Origin of the sequence: Vibrio harveyi NBRC 15634 = ATCC 14126 = KCTC 12724 (assembly GCF_001591145.1) — a bacterium.
Lineage (GTDB): Bacteria > Pseudomonadota > Gammaproteobacteria > Enterobacterales > Vibrionaceae > Vibrio > Vibrio harveyi.
Genome location: NZ_BCUF01000027.1, coordinates 34,208 through 53,144 on the forward strand (window position 1 = coordinate 34,208; position 18,937 = coordinate 53,144).

General features: G+C 44.8%; 17 protein-coding genes. 11 read left to right on the top strand and 6 right to left on the bottom strand.

What is annotated here, in order from left to right; translation table 11 throughout:
- Positions 1-5: 5 nt before the first annotated feature.
- The 3 genes from uhpB to uhpT all read right to left on the bottom strand — a co-directional run bounded on the left by uhpB (position 6) and on the right by uhpT (position 3,694).
- Positions 6-1,505: a signal transduction histidine-protein kinase/phosphatase UhpB gene (gene uhpB, locus VHA02S_RS14855; protein WP_038898961.1), complete on the bottom strand. Its 1,500-nt coding sequence runs from the start codon at positions 1,503-1,505 to the stop codon at positions 6-8.
- A complete protein-coding gene (uhpA, locus tag VHA02S_RS14860) occupies positions 1,505-2,113 on the bottom strand; it encodes a response regulator transcription factor UhpA (RefSeq protein WP_005446909.1) in 609 nt (202 codons plus the stop codon). Before uhpA ends, uhpB begins: the two co-directional genes overlap by 1 nt.
- Before the next feature lie 183 nt (positions 2,114-2,296).
- Complete coding sequence (uhpT, locus tag VHA02S_RS14865; protein ID WP_005446907.1) at positions 2,297-3,694, bottom strand: hexose-6-phosphate:phosphate antiporter UhpT; 1,398 nt, start codon at positions 3,692-3,694, stop codon at positions 2,297-2,299.
- Positions 3,695-4,102: 408 nt separating this feature from the next.
- Between uhpT and VHA02S_RS14870 the strand changes: the two genes are divergently transcribed.
- From VHA02S_RS14870 to VHA02S_RS14890, 5 genes are all read left to right on the top strand, one after another.
- Entirely contained in the window at positions 4,103-5,101 is a 999-nt protein-coding gene (locus tag VHA02S_RS14870; RefSeq protein ID WP_038898959.1) for a helix-turn-helix transcriptional regulator, read from the top strand.
- A 540-nt stretch (positions 5,102-5,641) separates the two neighbouring features.
- On the top strand, positions 5,642-6,973 hold the full coding sequence (locus VHA02S_RS14875; RefSeq protein WP_038898958.1) for a metal-dependent hydrolase family protein: 1,332 nt from the start codon (positions 5,642-5,644) through the stop codon (positions 6,971-6,973).
- Positions 6,974-7,051: 78 nt separating this feature from the next.
- Positions 7,052-7,684: a DUF3299 domain-containing protein gene (locus VHA02S_RS14880; protein WP_005446901.1), complete on the top strand. Its 633-nt coding sequence runs from the start codon at positions 7,052-7,054 to the stop codon at positions 7,682-7,684.
- Positions 7,685-7,795: 111 nt separating this feature from the next.
- On the top strand, positions 7,796-9,022 hold the full coding sequence (locus VHA02S_RS14885) for a carbohydrate porin (protein WP_038898957.1): 1,227 nt from the start codon (positions 7,796-7,798) through the stop codon (positions 9,020-9,022).
- Between the two features lie 100 nt (positions 9,023-9,122).
- Positions 9,123-9,341: a DUF6500 family protein gene (locus VHA02S_RS14890; protein ID WP_017189071.1), complete on the top strand. Its 219-nt coding sequence runs from the start codon at positions 9,123-9,125 to the stop codon at positions 9,339-9,341.
- A 60-nt stretch (positions 9,342-9,401) separates the two neighbouring features.
- Here the strand turns inward: VHA02S_RS14890 and VHA02S_RS14895 are convergent, their stop codons facing one another.
- The gene (locus VHA02S_RS14895) at positions 9,402-11,105 is read right to left on the bottom strand and encodes an FAD-dependent oxidoreductase (protein WP_038898956.1); all 1,704 of its coding nucleotides are present in this window, start codon (positions 11,103-11,105) and stop codon (positions 9,402-9,404) included.
- A gap of 151 nt (positions 11,106-11,256) precedes the next feature.
- Here VHA02S_RS14895 and VHA02S_RS14900 point away from each other — a divergent pair, with 151 nt between their 5' ends.
- Genes VHA02S_RS14900 through VHA02S_RS14910 form a run of 3 tightly spaced genes read left to right on the top strand, consistent with a single transcriptional unit; the run spans position 11,257 to position 12,433 of the window.
- Positions 11,257-11,550: an ArsR/SmtB family transcription factor gene (locus tag VHA02S_RS14900; protein ID WP_009700376.1), complete on the top strand. Its 294-nt coding sequence runs from the start codon at positions 11,257-11,259 to the stop codon at positions 11,548-11,550.
- A gap of 26 nt (positions 11,551-11,576) precedes the next feature.
- Positions 11,577-11,978: a YeeE/YedE family protein gene (locus VHA02S_RS14905; RefSeq protein WP_005446896.1), complete on the top strand. Its 402-nt coding sequence runs from the start codon at positions 11,577-11,579 to the stop codon at positions 11,976-11,978.
- A 14-nt stretch (positions 11,979-11,992) separates the two neighbouring features.
- On the top strand, positions 11,993-12,433 hold the full coding sequence (locus VHA02S_RS14910; protein WP_038898955.1) for a YeeE/YedE family protein: 441 nt from the start codon (positions 11,993-11,995) through the stop codon (positions 12,431-12,433).
- A gap of 14 nt (positions 12,434-12,447) precedes the next feature.
- Here the strand turns inward: VHA02S_RS14910 and VHA02S_RS14915 are convergent, their stop codons facing one another.
- Positions 12,448-13,311 carry an endonuclease/exonuclease/phosphatase family protein gene (locus tag VHA02S_RS14915; protein ID WP_038898953.1) on the bottom strand — a complete coding sequence of 288 codons (864 nt, stop codon included), beginning with the start codon at positions 13,309-13,311 and terminating at the stop codon, positions 12,448-12,450.
- 308 nt (positions 13,312-13,619) lie between these two features.
- On the opposite strand from VHA02S_RS14915, the gene nrdD reads away from it, so the two are divergent.
- Both nrdD and nrdG read left to right on the top strand, forming a co-directional pair.
- Positions 13,620-15,740 (top strand): anaerobic ribonucleoside-triphosphate reductase, encoded by a 2,121-nt coding sequence (nrdD, locus tag VHA02S_RS14920; RefSeq protein ID WP_005435223.1) that lies wholly within the window; start codon positions 13,620-13,622, stop codon positions 15,738-15,740.
- Positions 15,741-15,825: 85 nt separating this feature from the next.
- On the top strand, positions 15,826-16,296 hold the full coding sequence (nrdG, locus tag VHA02S_RS14925) for an anaerobic ribonucleoside-triphosphate reductase-activating protein (protein WP_005435220.1): 471 nt from the start codon (positions 15,826-15,828) through the stop codon (positions 16,294-16,296).
- A gap of 147 nt (positions 16,297-16,443) precedes the next feature.
- Here the strand turns inward: nrdG and VHA02S_RS14930 are convergent, their stop codons facing one another.
- Complete coding sequence (locus VHA02S_RS14930; protein ID WP_038898951.1) at positions 16,444-17,829, bottom strand: MATE family efflux transporter; 1,386 nt, start codon at positions 17,827-17,829, stop codon at positions 16,444-16,446.
- A gap of 155 nt (positions 17,830-17,984) precedes the next feature.
- Here VHA02S_RS14930 and VHA02S_RS14935 point away from each other — a divergent pair, with 155 nt between their 5' ends.
- Complete coding sequence (locus VHA02S_RS14935) at positions 17,985-18,842, top strand: AraC family transcriptional regulator (RefSeq protein WP_038898950.1); 858 nt, start codon at positions 17,985-17,987, stop codon at positions 18,840-18,842.
- Positions 18,843-18,937: the final 95 nt, after the last annotated feature.

Consider the following 18,937-nt stretch of genomic DNA (forward strand, 5'->3'; position numbering starts at 1 on the left):
GCTCGTTACACCTTAGGTAATGTGATGGCGATTTGCGTGCCATCCACATGATCGTTCAAAGAGTAGATATACATTTTGCCGCCAAGTGCTTGCACGCGTTCTTGCATGCCGCGAACGCCCATGCCTTTCATGCAGTCTTCGGTTTTGAAACCAATGCCGTTGTCAGCGATGTTCAACGAAATGTTCTCCTTAATAGAGAGCTCGATAACGATAGACGTCGCATTCGCGTATTTAGCTGCGTTGTTTAATGCTTCTTGGCATAAACGGAATAGGGTGACTTTTAGCGTGTCGCCCAAAGACTCATAGTCACCTTGCCAATCAAGCACAACGCGAGTGCCATGATTGTCGAACTCCATTTCACGGGTTAACTGGTTAACGGAGTCTTTTAAGTCCAAATCATCGAGCATCTTCGGACGCAGTTTGCTCAGCAGATGTTTGGTGGTGTCATAAACATTGAGTGATAGGTTCTCGATCATATCGGCACAGCGTGTGTTCATTTCAGCGTTATCGACCCGCTTAATGATGCTCGCTTGGGTACGGATCGCTGTGATGTTCTGACCAATTTCATCGTGCAGTTCTCTTGCCACGTCACGACGCACCGACTCTTCCGCTTGAATGAGCTGTCGAGACAAGGTTTGGTTTCTCGATAATTCGCCACGAAGCTTTTGGTTAAGATCTTTTTGTTTCTGCACCGCTAAACCGAGCATGATGCCAGTTAAGGTTTGTGCCGAAAGGGATAACAGAAGGTCAGTGATTTCCAGATTCGAAACACCGCTTCGCGCAGCAATCAGCGCGATACTATTTAACATGGTCGCAAGCAGTGCACCTTGCCAGCCGTAGCGTAGCGCAAGCACAATGATTGGGATTGCCATGCAGAAAGGTGCGAAGCGTTTTAACTCATCCGGCAGGCTGGTTTGAACCAAAATGCTGGCAATCAACAACACACTGTATAGCAGAATATGACGAACTTTGAACTGAACTTCGTTGGCTAACAAATTCGAGGTCAGCGGTGACCAAGGGCTTTGGAAGAGATAGTTCCAAAGCAAATAGCACATTGGCAGAACTAACAAACCGCCAGCAATGCTCGCTAACCATGCCATGTAGACAGATTGAACATGATAACCAACCGCTAGTACGTTAATACAGGACGTCACGAGCAACACGACCGCCATAACCGCTAAATGCTGGTTCTGATCGCCTTTGCAATAACGCTTAGCAAGGTAAACAACCGGCATGCTCAGGAAGCTGGCAACCAACACCATTAGCCATTGCGGCTGTTCAAGAAGTAGAGCAAGAGCAACGGTCAATCCCCATTCGGCGAGATAAATCGTTGCCCAATACTTTGTACGCGTGTGCAGTGTTAGTCCCAAACGCAACGCGAAGGGGAACAACAAGATCGCAAGCTCTGCATCGTTCACAAAGTAATAAGCGATCACCCACAGACAGAACCACGAGCATCCTGTCATGAATAAACCGCAAATGGAGGTGATGGTGTAGCTACGCATTAAAACGACTCTTGCGAGAACAGTTTGGCGAGCTCAACGTTGTTCTTCACGCCAAGCTTATCCATGGCGTTTGCACGGTGAACGTGAACGGTTTTATGGCTTAATCCAAGCTCAGTAGCGATAGACTTCACATCCAAACCACGAGCCAACAATTGGCACACTTCGTTTTCTCTGCGAGTCAGTTGAGTCAGCGTTGCCGCTTTGTCACTTGGTGTCGCGAGCTTCAACGCAATATCAGGCGTTAAATAACAACCGCCCAAAGCACTGGTTCGTACGGCTTGAATCAACTCGTCAGGACTACAACGTTTACTTAGGTAACCTTTTGCGCCGAGTTTAAGTGACTTTTCAACCATTGCGGGAGAGTCGTGCACGCTAAGCATGACACAAGCAATGCCTGAAGGGATTTCGGAGAGTAGGGTAAGCCCACTTTCGTCTGCCATCGAGATATCTAGGATAACTACACTTGGCTTGCACGCAGGTAATCCCACTCGAGCTTCTGCTACCGAGCTAAATTCACCTACAACATTCATGTCTGGCTCAAGGCTCAACAACTGAGCAAATCCAGAACGAACAATGACATGGTCATCAACAAGCGCTACGTTAATCATCTTAAATACCAAACTTCAGCAATACACAAACGAAAATGAGCTCAATACCAATCGGCGCTAGATAGGAGACAATCCTTTGGCACCTTTGATATAGAGAGCTCAATAAAAACCTACTATGATACTAAATTGACCAAGTTTATTTAATGATCTAGCGCGCTTTGACTAGCAAAGCGCGCTGTTTGATTAAGCTTGGTTTTCTGCGAGTTCAAGCTTCTTCTTGTTTTGACGAATCTTTTTCTCTTCTGCAATAGCAACGAAAGCAAGCAAAACAATACAAATCATTGCTGAGGTATCTAGGGCAGCGAACGTGCCTTTCCAACCCGTAAGACCAAAGATTGGTGTGCCATCTGCAATCATACCAAGACCCAATTTCGCGAAGCTGTCACCAATTAGGTAAGCGAATGTGCCTTTTACGCCGTCTGCCACACTGATTGCTTTCTTAGGAACAAAGCCAACCGCCGCAACACCGATAAGCAGTTGAGGACCAAATACTAGGAAGCCAAGAACAAATAGGGACGCTAGGTACATGAACTCACTGGTTGCGTGTTGATAGAACTCAAGTGATACGATGATCAAACCCAAAGAAACACAAGCCACTAGCGCACGGCGACCATTCGCAAGGTCAGATAAGTAACCCCACATCAATGTGCCGACTAACGCACCCACTTCGAATAGGGTGAAGCCAGAGATTGCTGCTTCTTTTGATAGACCAAGTTCTTGGTATGCGTAAACCGTTGACCATTGGTCGATACCGATACGCACGATGTAAAGGAAGATGTTTGCGAAGCAAAGTAGCCAGATCACTTTGTTTTTCAGAACGTATTCCACAAAGATCTCTTTCTTAGTCATTTGATTGCCTTCAGCCGCTTCGTCTTCTTCGCTGACTGCTTCATCAAATAGCTCTTCTACTTTACCTAGACCGTAAGCCTCAGGAGAGTCGTTACCATAGCGCATACCGATGAAACCAACGATGATCGCAATGATAGAAGGGAACACGAACATGCCGATCACGTGACCGTCAAACAAGTAGTTAGCACCAAACAGAGCCACACCTGCAGCACCCGCACCACCTACGTTGTGAGACATGTTCCAAAGACCTAGGTAAGAACCTCGTTTGTTACGCGGTGTCCACTTAGTGATGGTCGAGTAACTAGAAGGACCACCAGTACTTTGGAAGAAACCACTTAGTGCGTAGAACGCTACCATCAAGAACAAGCTCGCGCTGCCACCGCCCATGCTGAAACTGAAACCAAGCATTGCCAGACCAGAAAGGATAAGCATGAAAGGAAGGAACTGCTTGGTGTTTTTACCATCGGCATAGTAGGAAACCACGGTCTTACCGATACCGTAAGTAATCGAGAAACCGAGACCAATCAAACCTAGATCTGTCATCGACAAACCGTAAGTAGAAATCATGTCGTTTTGTGCGACGTTGAAGTTTTTACGGATCAGGTACATCGTCAAATAGCCAATAAATACCACTAGGTAAGATTGGATAAATGGTTTGAACCACATTTTTCTACGCGCTTCGACTGGAAGGTCTAGGGTAGGCTTCCGGACTTGTTCAAGGAATTTTAACATCGTGAACTCTCTTGTATTAGTGTGATGCACTTGCGTGCTCGCTTTCTTTTAACTGCTGGCGATTGTAGAGAGTCCTCTTTTTAACTACATGAGAGGAGGGCTTAGATCGACTAGGAAAAATTCCTAGAAAACGATTGCTGATTAAGAAAGCGTGAAAATCATCACATTCATAGAAGTATAAATAGCGCTTTAAATAGTGCTTTAAATGTGAATAGAACGTATCTGTGGCGTGAATTGGCAAGTTCTTGAACAGGCAATGCTCTATGTTGAATGTCAATGTGCGTTGGCTCTTCTGTTCAGAGTGAGTCGTCTCTCATTATCAAATTGCACTTGGATTGTGATTAATGACAGCCCGGAAGTTTGTGCTTAAACTAAAATAATCCTTGGTATTTTAAGATGATAGCTTGCATGCCCAATACAGATATTCCTTTGGTCCACTCGGAAGAAGTAAAACTGTTTGCCACGATGCTCAATGAGCTTGATGGTGATATTCATTCTTTACTTGAAACCGCACGTATGCCACAGGATATCTTATCCAGCCAATCCTCTAATGCGTTTGTGCCAGAAAGTGCATTAAAATCGGTATTCCAAACCTTAGGTGAACGAGCATCGTCCGAGAAGTTTGCCTTGCTTACTTGGACGCTTTGTCACGATATCTACGTTCCTAGGTTTGCCAATCAAATTACTCAAACGCATTCACTTAAAGCAGCGTTAGAAGAAGTCTCCCAACTGCTGAAACAGATCTCCGATAATGTCAGTATTTCTGTCCAATCTAGTGGCGGTAAATGGTGGCTTGTCAGAGAAAAACAGGACGCAAAGAGAGAATGGTTTCGTTACGCGGAAATGTTCTCCGCCATGTTTATGAATGAACTACTCAAAAAGCTTGTGGGTTCACAGTGGCGATTAGCGGAGGTCGGGATTCAAGACGTAGAAGCCGAGCCATTCAATCTATTACCTGGGATGAAAAGTGCCCAGTTCTTTACTGGAAGACCGGTTACTGCTATCTCGATTCCGAACGAATGGATTAACCAGCCGATTGCTTTCACGCCATCTCAAACGGCGCCAAACACGAGTTTTCGTGGTGAGAATGATAAGTTTAGTGATGCATTAGCAAGGGCGCTGACGCCTTATCTCTCGATGGGAAAGATCTCTATCCAGTTTGCTGGTGAACTGATTGATATGAATGCTCGAACCATTCAAAGACGGCTGGCGAGCGAGAACACAACTTATCGAAAAGTGATCGAAGGGTTAGTACTTAAACAAACGCTGGAACTGTTAGCGGACCGAGACCTGAGTATTACGCACATTGCACTCAAAACAGGCTATTCAGACTCTGCTCATTTCACCCGTGCATTTAAGCGAATGATGAATCTCACGCCTAAAGCGTACCGCCAATCTTTGTTGTAATTATGAGGGTCTGTTTATCTTTCGTGGTTAAATTTTGTTCGAGATAAAAGTGTTTTAATCGCGACGAGTCGATTGAAGCCTAGTGGTTCTAAGTAAAATTGACTCAACAAAGAGTAAAACGCTTTTAGCCGAACCCTTTGGGCAGCGTTTGTAGGTGCTTTCTACTGCGTTATCGGCTTATCAGGTAGAATAACTACATTAAAGCCTCTGCCTTGCATAAAACACCTACAAACTGCTGCAAAAATCATTACGAAAGGTCAACAGACCCTGACACATAAAACCTCTGAATGATCGGAGGTTTTCGTCTCAACTCACATTTCTATAACAATATCCGCATGTTGTCGTGTAAAGGCAATTAAACCGCCTTGAAAGTCGTCATTATGACTTCTATGTTTTAACGTAAGTCGTCTGTTTCATATTTATTTTTATCTGATCAGTTGTTTTTGGTGATCACTGAAATAGATGCCCTCATAACGCCACTGTTTAAACAGGGAGGTTATAGGAAATGGACCCCAACTATCCAAAAACATAGGTGTAATAATGACAATTTCTAAGAAGAACCTTTCTTTTGTTGCGCTATCTTGTGCATTTGCCTTAAACGCGAATGCAGCATCGACACTGTTTACTAACGTTGATGTTTTCAATGGCACGGATGAGAAGCTACTGCAAAACCAGAACGTATTGGTTGTCGATAACTTAATCAAAGAGATTTCGGCTAAACCGATAAAAACCGACAAGCAAACCACAACGATTAATGGCGAAGGCTTAACCATGATCCCTGGCTTGATCGACATGCACTCACACATGTGTATTCAGGAAGGCATGTTGGTAGGTCGAGATGGTTACGATCAAATGGCAATGGGGGCTCGTGCTCACGTTTCCATGATGCAGTACCTCGACCAAGGCTTTACCACAGCTCGTGACGCTGGCTGTAACATTCTTGGTATGGCAAAAGCCATCAACAATGGTTTGTTAGAAGGCCCACGACTATTCCCAGCGGGCGGTTTCTTGAGTCAAACCGGCGGTCACGCAGATACCGGCAGCTTCAATGATGTGCCAGGACGCGTTGACGATCTCGAACGCCACGGGTTTGGCTATATCGTTGATGGTGAAACAGAGGCTCGTCGAGCTGCGCGTCAGAACCTACGTTCGGGGGCAACTCAAATCAAGATCATGGCTGGCGGCGGTGTCGCAAGTGAGTTTGACCCAATCCATATGACGCAATTCTCCAAAGAAGAAATGGAAGCGATCGTGGGTGTAGCGGAAGATTATGGCACTTATGTCATGGCTCACGCTTATCATGATCGTTCGGTTAACCGTGCCATTGATGCAGGCGTGAAAGTTATCGAGCATAACTTCCTTATCTCTGAGGAAACCATCAAAAAAATGAAAGAGAAGGGCGTGGCACTTTCTGCGCAAGCGGTGATGTCTCTCGAAGCCTTTGCAGAACCAGAAAAGATCACCTTCTTCAGTCCAGATCAAAAAGCCAAAGCGACCAAAGTAAACGAAGGCGCAAAACAGATGTTTGAGTGGGCGCGTAAATACGATCTGTTGATTGTGACTGGCGGTGATATGTTTGGCCCGGCTTACAATACACGCCAAGCAGATAACATGGTTTGGATGGAGAAAGTCGGATTTACACCATATGAGATCATGAAGATGGGCACATCGAATGCCGCAGAAGTACTAAGCTGGTCGGGTGGCATGAATCCATATAAATACGGAAAACTCGGCGTTGTAGAGCCGGGCGCTTACGCTGATGTAGTGCTGGTGGATGGGAATCCTCTGCAAGACATCACAATTCTTAACGATTACCAAGATAAATTCAAAGTAATTATGAAAGACGGCAAGATCCACAAGAATACCTTGTAGTAAACTCTTTCGACTATTTGGGGACGCTACTGTCCCCAAATTTTTCTCTAAAAGACAAAGAACTATTCAAGGGAACGTATGAAGAAGTACCTATTGGCTGGCTTAGTTTTGCTGGCTTCATCAAATGTATCCGCCGATCAATTAAGCTGGGAGCAATTGTTGCCAGTGGATGTCCCTCAGATTGAAGACCCATTTGTAAAACTCACAGACCAACAACTTTTTGAACTTGGTTCTCTTGCAAGATACCGTGATGCTCAAAATCTTAATGAGCAACAGAAACAAACCATGAAGGAATTAGAAGACAGCTTAAAAGCTGACGACTTAGACATTGAATGGTTGTTCAAAAAGCGCGAAGAGATTACTCAGCATCGTCGTATGTTGGCATCAATGCCAAACACAACACTTACTGAAGATACTTATGAAATTCCTGGCTTTGTAACGCCGGTAGAATTTAATAATGACGTTGTCACAAAATTTTTCCTTGTTCCAACTATGGGCGCTTGCATCCATACACCACCGCCACCTGCAAACCAGATTGTTTTGGTCGATTATCCGAAAGGTTTGAAACTGACTTCTCTTTACGAGCCAATTTGGGTGAAAGGGGATCTGCATGTGAAAAAGACTAAGGCGGATGTTTCATACTCCGACGGAGCTTCGAACGTAGAAACCATCTACCAGATGGACGAGGTTTCAATTCGACCTTATCGATAAGAGTACACCACCGAAAATACAAAAAGCAGTGAGCTGTCGCTTAATGGCAATTTTCAAAACGCTGAATCATTAAACTCTTTTTCTAGAAATCAATTTAATGAGAAACCAGACATGAAAGTAACTGTTCCAAAGCTTAGTTTTATCGCTCTTTCACTTGTAATGGCGTCATCAATTAACGCGGCGAACTTTGGTAGCCCTGATACGGTTGATAATACCATTGCTGAAAATGCTCGTGAAAAACGCACTTGGCGAGAGTCACTAGCGGAAGATCATAACTTAACGTTTGGTTTGGATTACCAAGCGCTCGGCTTAACGGCGTCTGACCCGCAAACTGGCGGTGAAGATACCGCAAGTGCTGGTGTTGCTCGTTTTTATGGTAGCTGGAATCTGGTTGGTCTTGAGTCTGGAAATACGGGCGGATTGGTTTGGAAAGTCGAACACCGCCATGCTTATAGTGATTTGTCACCAAAAGAGTTTAGCTTTATCGGTAACGGTTTAGGTTATGCAGGTATGATTGGTCCTGCGTACAGTGATCAAGGTGCTCGCCTAACTAACCTATATTGGAAACAAAAGCTCAATGGTGGCAAAACCTCGTTCATGGTGGGTTTCTTAGATACCACTGACTATGTTGATACATACGCTTTAGCCAGTCCGTGGACCGGATTCAGTAACCTTGCATTCAGTACTGGTGGTGGTTCCATTGGTCTACCGGATGATGGGATTCTCGGCTTAGCTGTCGGTCACATGCTGACTGATAACTTCTATATGGTTGCAGGTGTGGCCGATGGTAAAGGGCGTTCAGATGAACCATTTGATGGCTTCGACACCTTATTCAACGATCATAAACTGTTTACGACGTTCGAACTGGGTTGGACGGCGTCACAAGACCAAATCTATACCGACAACGTTCATTTAACCGCTTGGCATTTGGATGGCGACACGCAACATAACCTGACGAATAAGGACAGCGGGCAGGGTATTAACTTTTCAGCAAGCTACTTTGCTACAGAGCAATTAATGCCATTTGTTCGTGGTGGCTTCTCGGAAGGCGATGTGGCACTTTATGATCGCTCCCTAACGGTGGGGATTGGTTACTTTGGTTTAGGTAAACCAACCAACAACCTAGGCTTCGCGGTTAACTGGAGCCATGTTAACGATAACCTAGAGCACGCTTATGGTGTGGATGACTCTGAACAGTTCACTGCCGAGCTTTACTACAACATGCAGTTGAACGACTACATCCAAATCACACCGGATATTCAATACATCAAAGACCCAGCATTTTCGAACAAAAGCAGCACTTGGGTATTAGGTCTTCGTGCGAGAATATTCATCTAGATGATTATGTTTATTTGCCTTACTAAGAATAACTGTATATAAATACAGTTATTCTATTTTTTGGGCTAATTTTGCTGTCGCAAAGAGAAAGGGAAAGGCAATGAACATCGCGTTAAGAGACAAAATCATTCAGGTGTGTAAGAAGAAAATAGAGCAGAAAGGCGACAATGTTGGCGTGTCCTTTTATGCCTTTTTCGCTAATAAGAATGACAATCCTGAGTTATTGATGGAAGCGGCGACTTGGTGGATTCAAATTCATCAACTCGATCACTTCGAAAAAGCGACCAAGATTATTCAATTAGTCGAATCTGAAATGTAGAAAGGGGCACATTATGTGCCCCTTTTTTCAGCCCTAAACTTAGATATTTATAATCAGAGATTAAGCTCTTGCGAACTTATAGGTACGGTAACCACCAAGTAGGTTACGTGCTTTAAATCCTGAATTGACCAGTTGACGATAAGCGACGTTACCGCGCAAGCCGACCTGACAATAAATCACGATCTCTTTGTCTTTCGGCAGTTCATTCATGCGTTGACGAAGTTGGTCGACAGGAATATTGATCGCGCCTTCAATGAAACCTACGGATTCCAATTCTCCCGGATTACGAACATCAAGCAGCACTTGATCTTCTGACAGGTTGTCGATTTCATCAAAATGAATCGCTGTTGCGTCACCTTTCATGATGTTGTTCGCAACGAACGCCGCTTGGTTAATCACATCTTTCGCTGAACCATACGGCGGCGCGTAAGTGAGTTCAAGGTGTTGCAGTTGTTCTACGGTCATACCTGCACGCTGAGCAACTGCCATTACGTCGATACGTTTATCAACGCCATCTTTACCTACTGCTTGTGCACCTAAAATCTTTCCGGTTGCTGGATCAAACAACATTTTGAACGACACAGTTTCTGCGCCAGGGTAGTAACTCGCGTGGCTGGCTGTGTGGACATACACTTTTTCATAAGTGATGTTGTCACGTTTTAGCTGTTTCTCGTTTTTACCAGTAGAAGCGACGGCTAAATCAAAGATCTTGCAGATCGCCGTGCCTTGCGTACCTTGGTAAGTTTCTTGGCGACCAAGCATGTTGTCTGCAGCCATACGACCTTGACGGTTTGCTGGTCCCGCCAACGGAACAAGGGTTTGTTCGCCAGTGACAAAGTCTTTCTCTTCAACCGCATCACCAACGGCATAGATAGAAGGATCGCTGGTCTGCATGTATTCGTTGGTGTAAATACCGCCTAGTGCACCAATTTGAAGACCGGCTTCTTGCGCGAGTTTTGTTTCAGGGCGTACACCAATTGCCATGATCAGGATATCGGTATCAAGCTGGTCACCATTGTTTAGAGACAGCGTCAGTTTTCCTTGAAGGTGTTGGTGTGTGTCATCTTCACCCGCTTCTATGTTAGCGACAGATTGGTTCGCCACAAATTCAACAGAAGATAGAGCAACGCCTAAGCGCAGGTCGACGCCTTTCTCTCGGATTTCTGCATGAGCAAAACCGGCCATTTCTCGGTCAACGGGCGTCATCACTTGATCCGCCATTTCAACCAATGTGGTTTTTACGCCAAGCTGGTGGAAGGCTTCCATCATTTCCAAACCGATGAAACCACCACCAACGACCGTAGCGTGTTCCACTTTGTTGGTTTCGATCGTCTTAATGATGTGATCCATATCTGGAATATTGCGCAGCGAGTGCGTCAATGGGTTATCAATACCCGGAATAGGTGGCACAACTGGACCTGCACCAGGGCTCAGTAGAAGGAAGTCGTAGCTCTCTTGGTATTCTGAACCATCAAGCAGGTTCTTAACCGTAACCGTTTTATCTTGGCGGTTAATTGAAACCACTTCGTTCATCACACGAACATCAACATTGAAACGCGCTAAAAAGCTTTCAGGCGTTTGAAGAAGCAGTTTGCTGCGTTCTTGGATATCGCCACCAATGTGGTACGGCAAGCCACAGTTTGCAAATGACACAAATGGACCGCGTTCAAACATAATGATTTCTGCGTCTTCACTAAGACGACGAGCGCGTGCTGCTGCAGATGCACCGCCAGCAACACCACCAATAATCACGATTTTGCTCATGGATTTCTCCTACTGAATGATCGAAAACGCCTACACCTTACTTAAATAATTTAGCTGTGTCTAATGTTAATTTAACTACATTAGCATTGACTTAATAACATTAATTAGTAATATCTAATAAAACTTAACGTATTGATGAAGAGGCATAAGAATGGGCGACAGTATGCTACAAAGTGCGACCGAAGCGAGTGAGCTACTTAAAATAATGGCTCATCCAGAGCGCTTAATCGTGATGTGCAAGCTTATTGAAGGCGAAAAAGGGGTCGGGGAACTGTTTGAAGGCTCAACATTAAGCCAATCAGCCTTTTCACAACACCTCACCGTATTGAGAAAACACGACATCATCAAAGCTCGAAAGGTTTCTCAGCAGGTGTTCTATTCGATTTCTGATGAAAGAGTTGGTCCGCTGATCGAGGCGTTTAACCAAGTTTTCTGTAAGCAGTAATTCAAAACTTTATACGGGTGATTGTTATGTTTGAAGTTCCTTGGATGTCGCTTTTGGGCGGCGTCATGGTTGGCGCATCAGCGGTAGTATTGATGCTTTTCAATGGCAAGACCGCTGGAATCAGCGGGATCTTAAATGGTGCCGTTGAGAATGCGGACCGAGTTTGGCGAATTGTCTTCTTAATTGCGATGGCATTGGGCGGTGTGTTTGCTGTTTATGCTCTTGGCGGGTATGTACCAACTGAGTACAGCGGCTCTCTTGGTTTGGTTGTCGTTGCTGGTTTACTGGTTGGGGTCGGTACACGTATCGGTAATGGTTGCACAAGTGGTCATGGCATTTGTGGGATGGGGCGTTTCTCTATCCGTTCTGTAGTCGCAACGTGTACTTTTATGGCAACCGCCATGTTAACCGTCTTACTAGTCTCGTAAGGAATAGTGTCGTTATGAAAACTCAGGTAATGAAAAGTATTAAGCAAATTTCTATCGTTGCATTTTCTGGTGCGCTCTTCGGTATTGGTATGGTGATTTCCGGTATGGCTGATCCGGCAAAAGTGATCGGCTTCCTCGATATTACCGGCGCGTGGGACCCAAGCTTAGCCTTCGTTATGGGCGGAGCACTTGCGGTGTTCGTTCCTGCTTATCTTTTATTAATAAAGCCAAGAAGCGAATCTGTGTTTGGTGATGAGATTGTATGTCCAACTTCTAAAACGATAGACAAAAAGCTAGTTGGTGGTGCAGCACTGTTTGGTATTGGTTGGGGCTTATTGGGTGTGTGTCCTGGTCCTGCGGTTGCCAGCCTTTTCACTGGCAATACACAAGTCCTGCTATTTATAGCGGCAATGTTGGTTGGGTCATTCACCGCTAAAAGAATGGTTCATCGCTAAAGAAAGTATCAACGTTAAAAAGAGAGCGTCGTAGATACCGGGCAATGATCACTCAGTTTGTAGTCGAGCACATCTTGTGTTTTGAAAACAGTTTGAACACCAGACGACGCCTTTAAATCACCACTCACAATAATGTGGTCTATCACCGAGCGGAATTGGTGGGTTTTATTCGGATTACGATTAGAACGCACTTTACATTCCGCTTTGGTATTTTTGGTCACTAACTTAGCATCGGTATTGTCCGATAGTACTTCCCATAACCAATCTCCTCGGTAACCCAAATTGTGGTTAAAGTCGCCAAGCACCACATATTGTTGTTTGTTGTCTTCGCGCGCTTTTATCCACTTAGCTAGTGCCTGTCCTTGTTGTTTCACTATCTTACAGTCGCGGTTATTGCGATATGCGCCACTGCAACCCGCTTTTAGATGCACAGAGAGTAGGTGAGTCTCGTTGTCTTGGTTTGGATTCAAAACAAGGTAGCTGGCGAAGCGGAGCTTGCTGTTGCCTCGTGTGATAGAAAAGTCTGGTTTGTCCAACACGCTCATACCATTACGTACCGCAAAACCGGTGTATTGATTGGTGTCATTGAACTGAAGGTGTCGGTTGGAGGCGTTTGAACGATCGGACAGATAAATAGTGAAATCATTGCCAACGGCTTTTTGGATGGCAGCAGCACTTTCGACTTCTTGAAAAGCAAGAATGTCGGCTTGTGTTTTATCCACATAGTGGGTCAGTTTTTCAAAATCTTGTGGTGTTCTCGAAACTTTTCCACCATCTATAGATAACCATTCAATATTCCAACTGGTTAAGTTGATGGAATTTTGAGCGAATGAAAGAGAACTAAAAAGTAATATCGTCGTAACAAAAAGTGATCGCATTTTGGTCTGTTGCACTCCTATTATTTAGCGCATTCCTTTCCATCCTTTATCCTATAAGACCTCGAAAAAAAGCAAGTGGATTTCGCTCCAATTTTGCAATTTTCACAGTTTTCTTCGCAACTGAGATCAACGCCAATAAGATCGATTTGTTCTTGTTCGCTACCCATTTTTTATTGATCAAAATCAATGTTTTCAATTGGTGCTTCTCGTTAAATACGCCACAATATATTGTGTCATCAGAATAAGAAATAACCCCATATAGTGTATTTGTGGATAAGTCTGTGAGTATTTTGGGGTAAGGAGAAAAAGTGAAACCAATCGTAATCAAGCGTGACGGCTCAAGAGCTCCGTTTAACAGGGACCGTATTCAAGCAGCAGTAGAAGCAGCAGCGGAAAACAAAGACAAAGATGTCGCCATTTATGCACTAAATGTTGCTCTGGCAGTTGAGTTACAGCTTCAGGATCACGATGAAGTTCACATCCATGAGATTCAAGACTTAGTCGAGAATGAACTCATGCAAGGTCCTTACAAAGCCCTAGCACGTTCTTACATCGAATACCGCCACGATCGCGACATCGCTCGTGAAAAACAAAGCGCATTGACTCGCGAAATCGAAGGTCTGATTGAAGAAAGCAACCTAGACCTAATCAACGAGAACGCGAACAAAGACGGTAAAGTGATTCCGACTCAACGTGACTTGTTGGCTGGTATCGTAGCGAAACACTACGCGAAGACACACATCCTTCCTCGCGATGTGGTTCAAGCACACGAAGTGGGTGACATTCACTACCACGATTTGGATTACGCTCCGTTCTTCCCAATGTTTAACTGTATGCTTATCGATCTTAAAGGCATGCTAACGCACGGCTTTAAAATGGGTAACGCTGAGATTGATACGCCAAAATCAATCTCGACTGCAACAGCAGTAACGGCACAGATCATTGCTCAAGTAGCGAGCCACATTTACGGCGGTACAACCATCAACCGTATTGATGAAGTTCTAGAACCGTACGTAATCACAAGCTACGAGAAACACTTAGAGATCGCAAAAGAGTGGAACATTGCTGAACCAGAAGAGTTCGCAAAAGCACGCACTGAAAAAGAATGTTACGACGCGTTCCAATCTCTAGAATACGAAGTAAACACGCTACACACAGCGAACGGTCAAACCCCATTCGTTACGTTTGGTTTTGGTCTTGGTACAAGCTGGGCATCACGCCTTATCCAGAAGTCTATTCTGAAGAACCGTATTGCAGGTCTAGGTAAGAACCGTAAAACGGCGGTATTCCCTAAACTGGTATTCGGTATCAAAGATGGTCTGAACCACAAATCAGAAGATCCAAACTACGACATCAAGCAACTTGCGCTTGAGTGTGCGTCTAAGCGTATGTACCCAGACATTCTTAACTACGACAAAGTAGTAGAAGTAACGGGTTCATTCAAAACGCCAATGGGCTGTCGTAGCTTCCTTGGTACTTACGAAGAAAACGGCGAGTTGATTCACGAAGGTCGTAACAACCTTGGCGTAGTAAGCTTGAACCTTCCTCGTATCGCTATTCGTGCAAACGGCAGCGAAGAGAAATTCTACGAGCTTCTAAACGACCGCCTACGTCTTGCTCGTAAAGCGCTAGAGACACGTATCACTCGTCTAGAAAACGTGAAAGCACGTGTTGCACCAATCCTTTACATGGAAGGTGCGTGTGGTGTTCGCCTGAAAGCTGACGACTCAATCGCAGATATCTTCAAAAACGGTCGTGCGTCTATTTCTCTTGGTTACATCGGTGTACACGAGACAATTAACGCGCTATTCGGTACAGAAGCGCACGTTTACGATGACGCTGTGCTGCGTGAAAAAGCAGTAGCAATCATCAAGCACTTGAAAGACACAGTAAACGGTTGGGCAGAAGATACTGGTTACGGTTTCAGCCTATACGCAACGCCAAGTGAGAACCTATGTAGCCGTTTCTGCCGCATCGACGCGAAAGAATTCGGCGTAATTGAAGGTGTAACAGACAAGGGTTACTACACCAACAGCTTCCACCTAGATGTTGAGAAGAAGGTGAACCCGTACGACAAGATCGACTTTGAGATGCCTTACCCAGAAATCTCAAGCGGTGGCTTTATCTGTTACGGCGAGTTCCCGAACATGCAACGTAACGTTGAAGCACTAGAAAACGTATGGGACTACAGTTACACCCGCGTACCTTACTACGGTACAAACACGCCAATTGATGAGTGTTACGAGTGTGGCTACAACGGCGAGTTTGACTGTACAAGTAAAGGTTTCACTTGCCCAAGCTGTGGCAACCACGATTCAACCAAAGTGTCAGTGACACGCCGTGTTTGTGGCTACCTAGGCAGCCCAGATGCGCGTCCGTTTAACTTCGGTAAGCAAGAAGAAGTGAAGCGTCGAGTTAAGCACCTGTAAGGTTCACTTAAGCTCAAACCTAATAATGAAAATCAACCTGTCGTGGGTTGATTTTCTTTTCTAGCCAGCAAAACAAGGCACGATTATGAACTACCACCAATACTATCCAATCGACGTTGTTAATGGACCAGGTACACGCTGCACGCTGTTTGTGTCGGGCTGTGTACACCAGTGCCGCGGCTGTTATAACCAGTCGACGCAACGCTTGGATTCTGGTGTGTTTTTCACGCAAGAAGCGGAAGACAAAATCATTGCAGACCTAAACGACACACGCATCAAACGTCGTGGTTTATCTCTGTCTGGTGGTGATCCTTTGCATCCAGCGAACGTGCCGCACATTCTTAAGCTTGTAAAACGAGTAAGAGAAGAGTGCCCAGGCAAAGATATTTGGGTTTGGACAGGTTACACGCTTGAAGAGCTAGACGATGCGCAGCGCGAAGTGACGCAATACATCGACACATTAATCGATGGCAAATACGAGCAAGATAAACGAGACCTCAACCTAGAATGGCGAGGCAGCTCGAATCAAATTATCCATCGATTTACTGAGCTTTAAGCGTTCCAACTCAAGAAAAGCCAAACATAAAAAGGGCACATTCGGATATTTCGAATGTGCCCTTTTGGTGTGAGTTCTTTTTAAGCTTTGATTGATGAAGTCGTTCTGTTTTGAGCTCAACTCAACAACTATAGCATAACGATGCAGTTACGCTGTCACACTAGTGTCATCATCAACCATGTTATTAATCCATCGCTTAGACTGAATTCGGTGAGTCGTTAGAATGCCTTTTACTAATTCTTCGACCAGTAGGGACATCAACACCCAATGCAGTGGTAAACCTAACACCATCCCAGTGTAGTAGGTAAGCGGTATACCAATCGCCCATTGACCAAACGTGTCAATGAAGATGCTATAGCGAATATCAGCGCCGCTCTTTAATACGCCTCCGATACCAACCATATTAAACACTCGCAGTATCATGCCTAATGCGAGTACCAAACATACATTTAACGCCATTTGTTTGTCTGTGAGCGGGCTCATCTCTAACAAATTCAAAATCAAAGGTGAACAAATCCATACGGCAAAGAACAAAATGGTTGCCAACACTGCGCTCGTTAATACATACCACCAAGCGGTTTTCTCTACACGGTCATATTGTTGGGCACCAATGTCATTCCCCAACAGTACAGAAGCGGCAACAGCGAATCCCATAAAGGTTGAAATTAATACGCCTTCAATTGGTGATAGGAACGAGATAATCGCCAGTTCTGTTACGCCCAACTGACCATAAATGATGCTGTAGACAATCAAACCGCCAGTCCACAACGCATCGTGGATCAGCATTGGCATAGAAACTTTGAAATATTTGTTTCGATACTTCTTTACTGTGCCTTCACGCCAATCTGAGCGAGTAGGGAGCAGATGTGAATACCGACGACAAAAGAAGTAAACCAGCACCGCAGTTTGGAAAAAGCGTGAGATAAAAGTACCGACTGCAGCCCCAAATACACCCCATTGTGGAAATCCTAGCAAGCCAAAGATCAAAACCGCATTGAGGAAAACGTTCACGATGATAGCGGCAATACTGACGTAAGTCGGCATCTTTGCCTCACCGACGGATCTCAACACCGACTCAATAGGAACGACAACAGCCGTGCCTATCAAACTCAAGCCTGTGATGACTAAGTATTCTCTCGCATAACCAACATACTCAGGATCGTCCGCCATAAAAGAGACGATTTCTTTGTCATAAACCACGTACAGCCAAATGAATGGCAAAGTAACTACCAGCGAAATAAACCAGGATTGGGCGAGTGTTCTGCGTATGCCAGAGAGGTTTCCAGAGCCATAATATTGAGAGGCTAAAACCGTTACTGCACCACACAATCCAAACACCACGGCGAGATTAAAGAAAAAGATTCGGTTACCAACGCCAACCGCCGCTGTTGCCGATTCACCTAACTGACTCACCATAAAAATGTCCACTGCGCCGAGCAGTGAAAACAGCATGGATTGCAGCGATACAGGAACGCCGAGCGCAATCAGTTTTTTCCAAAATGCTTTGTCTATGTATTGACGTGTTAAGAGCATCGCATTTCTCCTCTAAGAACAATGCGAGTAGTTTATCCGTATGATTTGGCGGTGTATTTTTCGAAGACATCCAAAAGTTTTGTCAAACTATCCAGTGTTTATCGGTGGTTTGATAGAACACGTTTGCCGTGAGTGCATTTGTGAGCCATCGAATCATGGAAGAGAAGCAAGAACGTTACACCATTTCAGAAAAGACCTATCAAGAGTTCATCGACCACACTCGCGTGCTTGCTCTTGAAGAAAGAGGCATCGTCCAATGTGGAATTGCTACTTGTCGAGAGTTCTTTTCCGTTTATCGAAAAAACCAGAAGAAACACATGTTGTTGTACACGGTTCGTGGCAAAGGCTGGTTGGAGAGCGGAGCCTGTCGTTATGAACTGGAGCCAGGATCGTTAGTGATCGTGCCAGCAGGTATCGAAAATGGCTTTGGAATGGAAGACGAAACGTGGCAAATCGCGTGGGTGTTTCTTTCCCAAGATAAAGAATGGTCAATGGTGAATGACGAGATTGAGTATCAACTTACACCAGCGCCAGAAGTGATGTATTTCTGTATTCAGACTCTATTGCGAAGTATCAATCTACCTATCGATTACGGTAGTGAAGTTGGCGCACACAGTGTTGCCCAGTTAGAGCTCATGCTGAATATGCCGCACTCAGATTCCATATCACGCAACCAGTTAAAGTTGCGCCGCGTATTCGATTTGGTTCAGAGACAACTCCATAAAGAATGGACGGTAGAACAACTTGCAGCCCTGTACCCATGTTCTGAACCCCACTTGCATCGTTTGACCCAGCAACAGTTTGGGCGAAGCCCAATGGCACACTTAACTCGTATGAGAATGGAGTATGCCGCGCGTTTGTTGCGCTCAACAGAGTGGTCAATTCAGCACATCGGTGAAATAGTAGGGTACCCAACAGGCGCAAATTTCAGTACACGATTTAAAGCTTGGTCCAACATGACTCCGCGCGAATTTAGGAAAAACGGTAAGCTAGACTCAAACTTCAATGAGTGAATCGTTCTTTTTATGACCGATTGAGTTCATAAAATTCCCTAGGCACCAGAATTTTGTACTCTAATTGGCGAAATGTGTGAAAAATCATTTCGCCA

Excerpts from the sequence above, each read along its gene's own strand:
- VHA02S_RS14890 (WP_017189071.1), top strand. The coding sequence starts at position 9,123 with ATGAACATCGCGTTAAGAGACAAAATCATTCAGGTGTGTAAGAAGAAA.
- VHA02S_RS14915 (WP_038898953.1), bottom strand. The coding sequence starts at position 13,311 with ATGCGATCACTTTTTGTTACGACGATATTACTTTTTAGTTCTCTTTCA.
- uhpA (WP_005446909.1), bottom strand. The coding sequence starts at position 2,113 with ATGATTAACGTAGCGCTTGTTGATGACCATGTCATTGTTCGTTCTGGA.
- VHA02S_RS14875 (WP_038898958.1), top strand. The coding sequence starts at position 5,642 with ATGACAATTTCTAAGAAGAACCTTTCTTTTGTTGCGCTATCTTGTGCA.
- VHA02S_RS14880 (WP_005446901.1), top strand. The coding sequence starts at position 7,052 with ATGAAGAAGTACCTATTGGCTGGCTTAGTTTTGCTGGCTTCATCAAAT.
- uhpB (WP_038898961.1), bottom strand. The coding sequence starts at position 1,505 with ATGCGTAGCTACACCATCACCTCCATTTGCGGTTTATTCATGACAGGA.
- VHA02S_RS14895 (WP_038898956.1), bottom strand. The coding sequence starts at position 11,105 with ATGAGCAAAATCGTGATTATTGGTGGTGTTGCTGGCGGTGCATCTGCA.
- VHA02S_RS14910 (WP_038898955.1), top strand. The coding sequence starts at position 11,993 with ATGAAAACTCAGGTAATGAAAAGTATTAAGCAAATTTCTATCGTTGCA.
- VHA02S_RS14900 (WP_009700376.1), top strand. The coding sequence starts at position 11,257 with ATGGGCGACAGTATGCTACAAAGTGCGACCGAAGCGAGTGAGCTACTT.
- uhpT (WP_005446907.1), bottom strand. The coding sequence starts at position 3,694 with ATGTTAAAATTCCTTGAACAAGTCCGGAAGCCTACCCTAGACCTTCCA.
- VHA02S_RS14935 (WP_038898950.1), top strand. The coding sequence starts at position 17,985 with ATGGAAGAGAAGCAAGAACGTTACACCATTTCAGAAAAGACCTATCAA.
- VHA02S_RS14885 (WP_038898957.1), top strand. The coding sequence starts at position 7,796 with ATGAAAGTAACTGTTCCAAAGCTTAGTTTTATCGCTCTTTCACTTGTA.
- nrdG (WP_005435220.1), top strand. The coding sequence starts at position 15,826 with ATGAACTACCACCAATACTATCCAATCGACGTTGTTAATGGACCAGGT.
- VHA02S_RS14905 (WP_005446896.1), top strand. The coding sequence starts at position 11,577 with ATGTTTGAAGTTCCTTGGATGTCGCTTTTGGGCGGCGTCATGGTTGGC.
- VHA02S_RS14930 (WP_038898951.1), bottom strand. The coding sequence starts at position 17,829 with ATGCTCTTAACACGTCAATACATAGACAAAGCATTTTGGAAAAAACTG.
- VHA02S_RS14870 (WP_038898959.1), top strand. The coding sequence starts at position 4,103 with ATGCCCAATACAGATATTCCTTTGGTCCACTCGGAAGAAGTAAAACTG.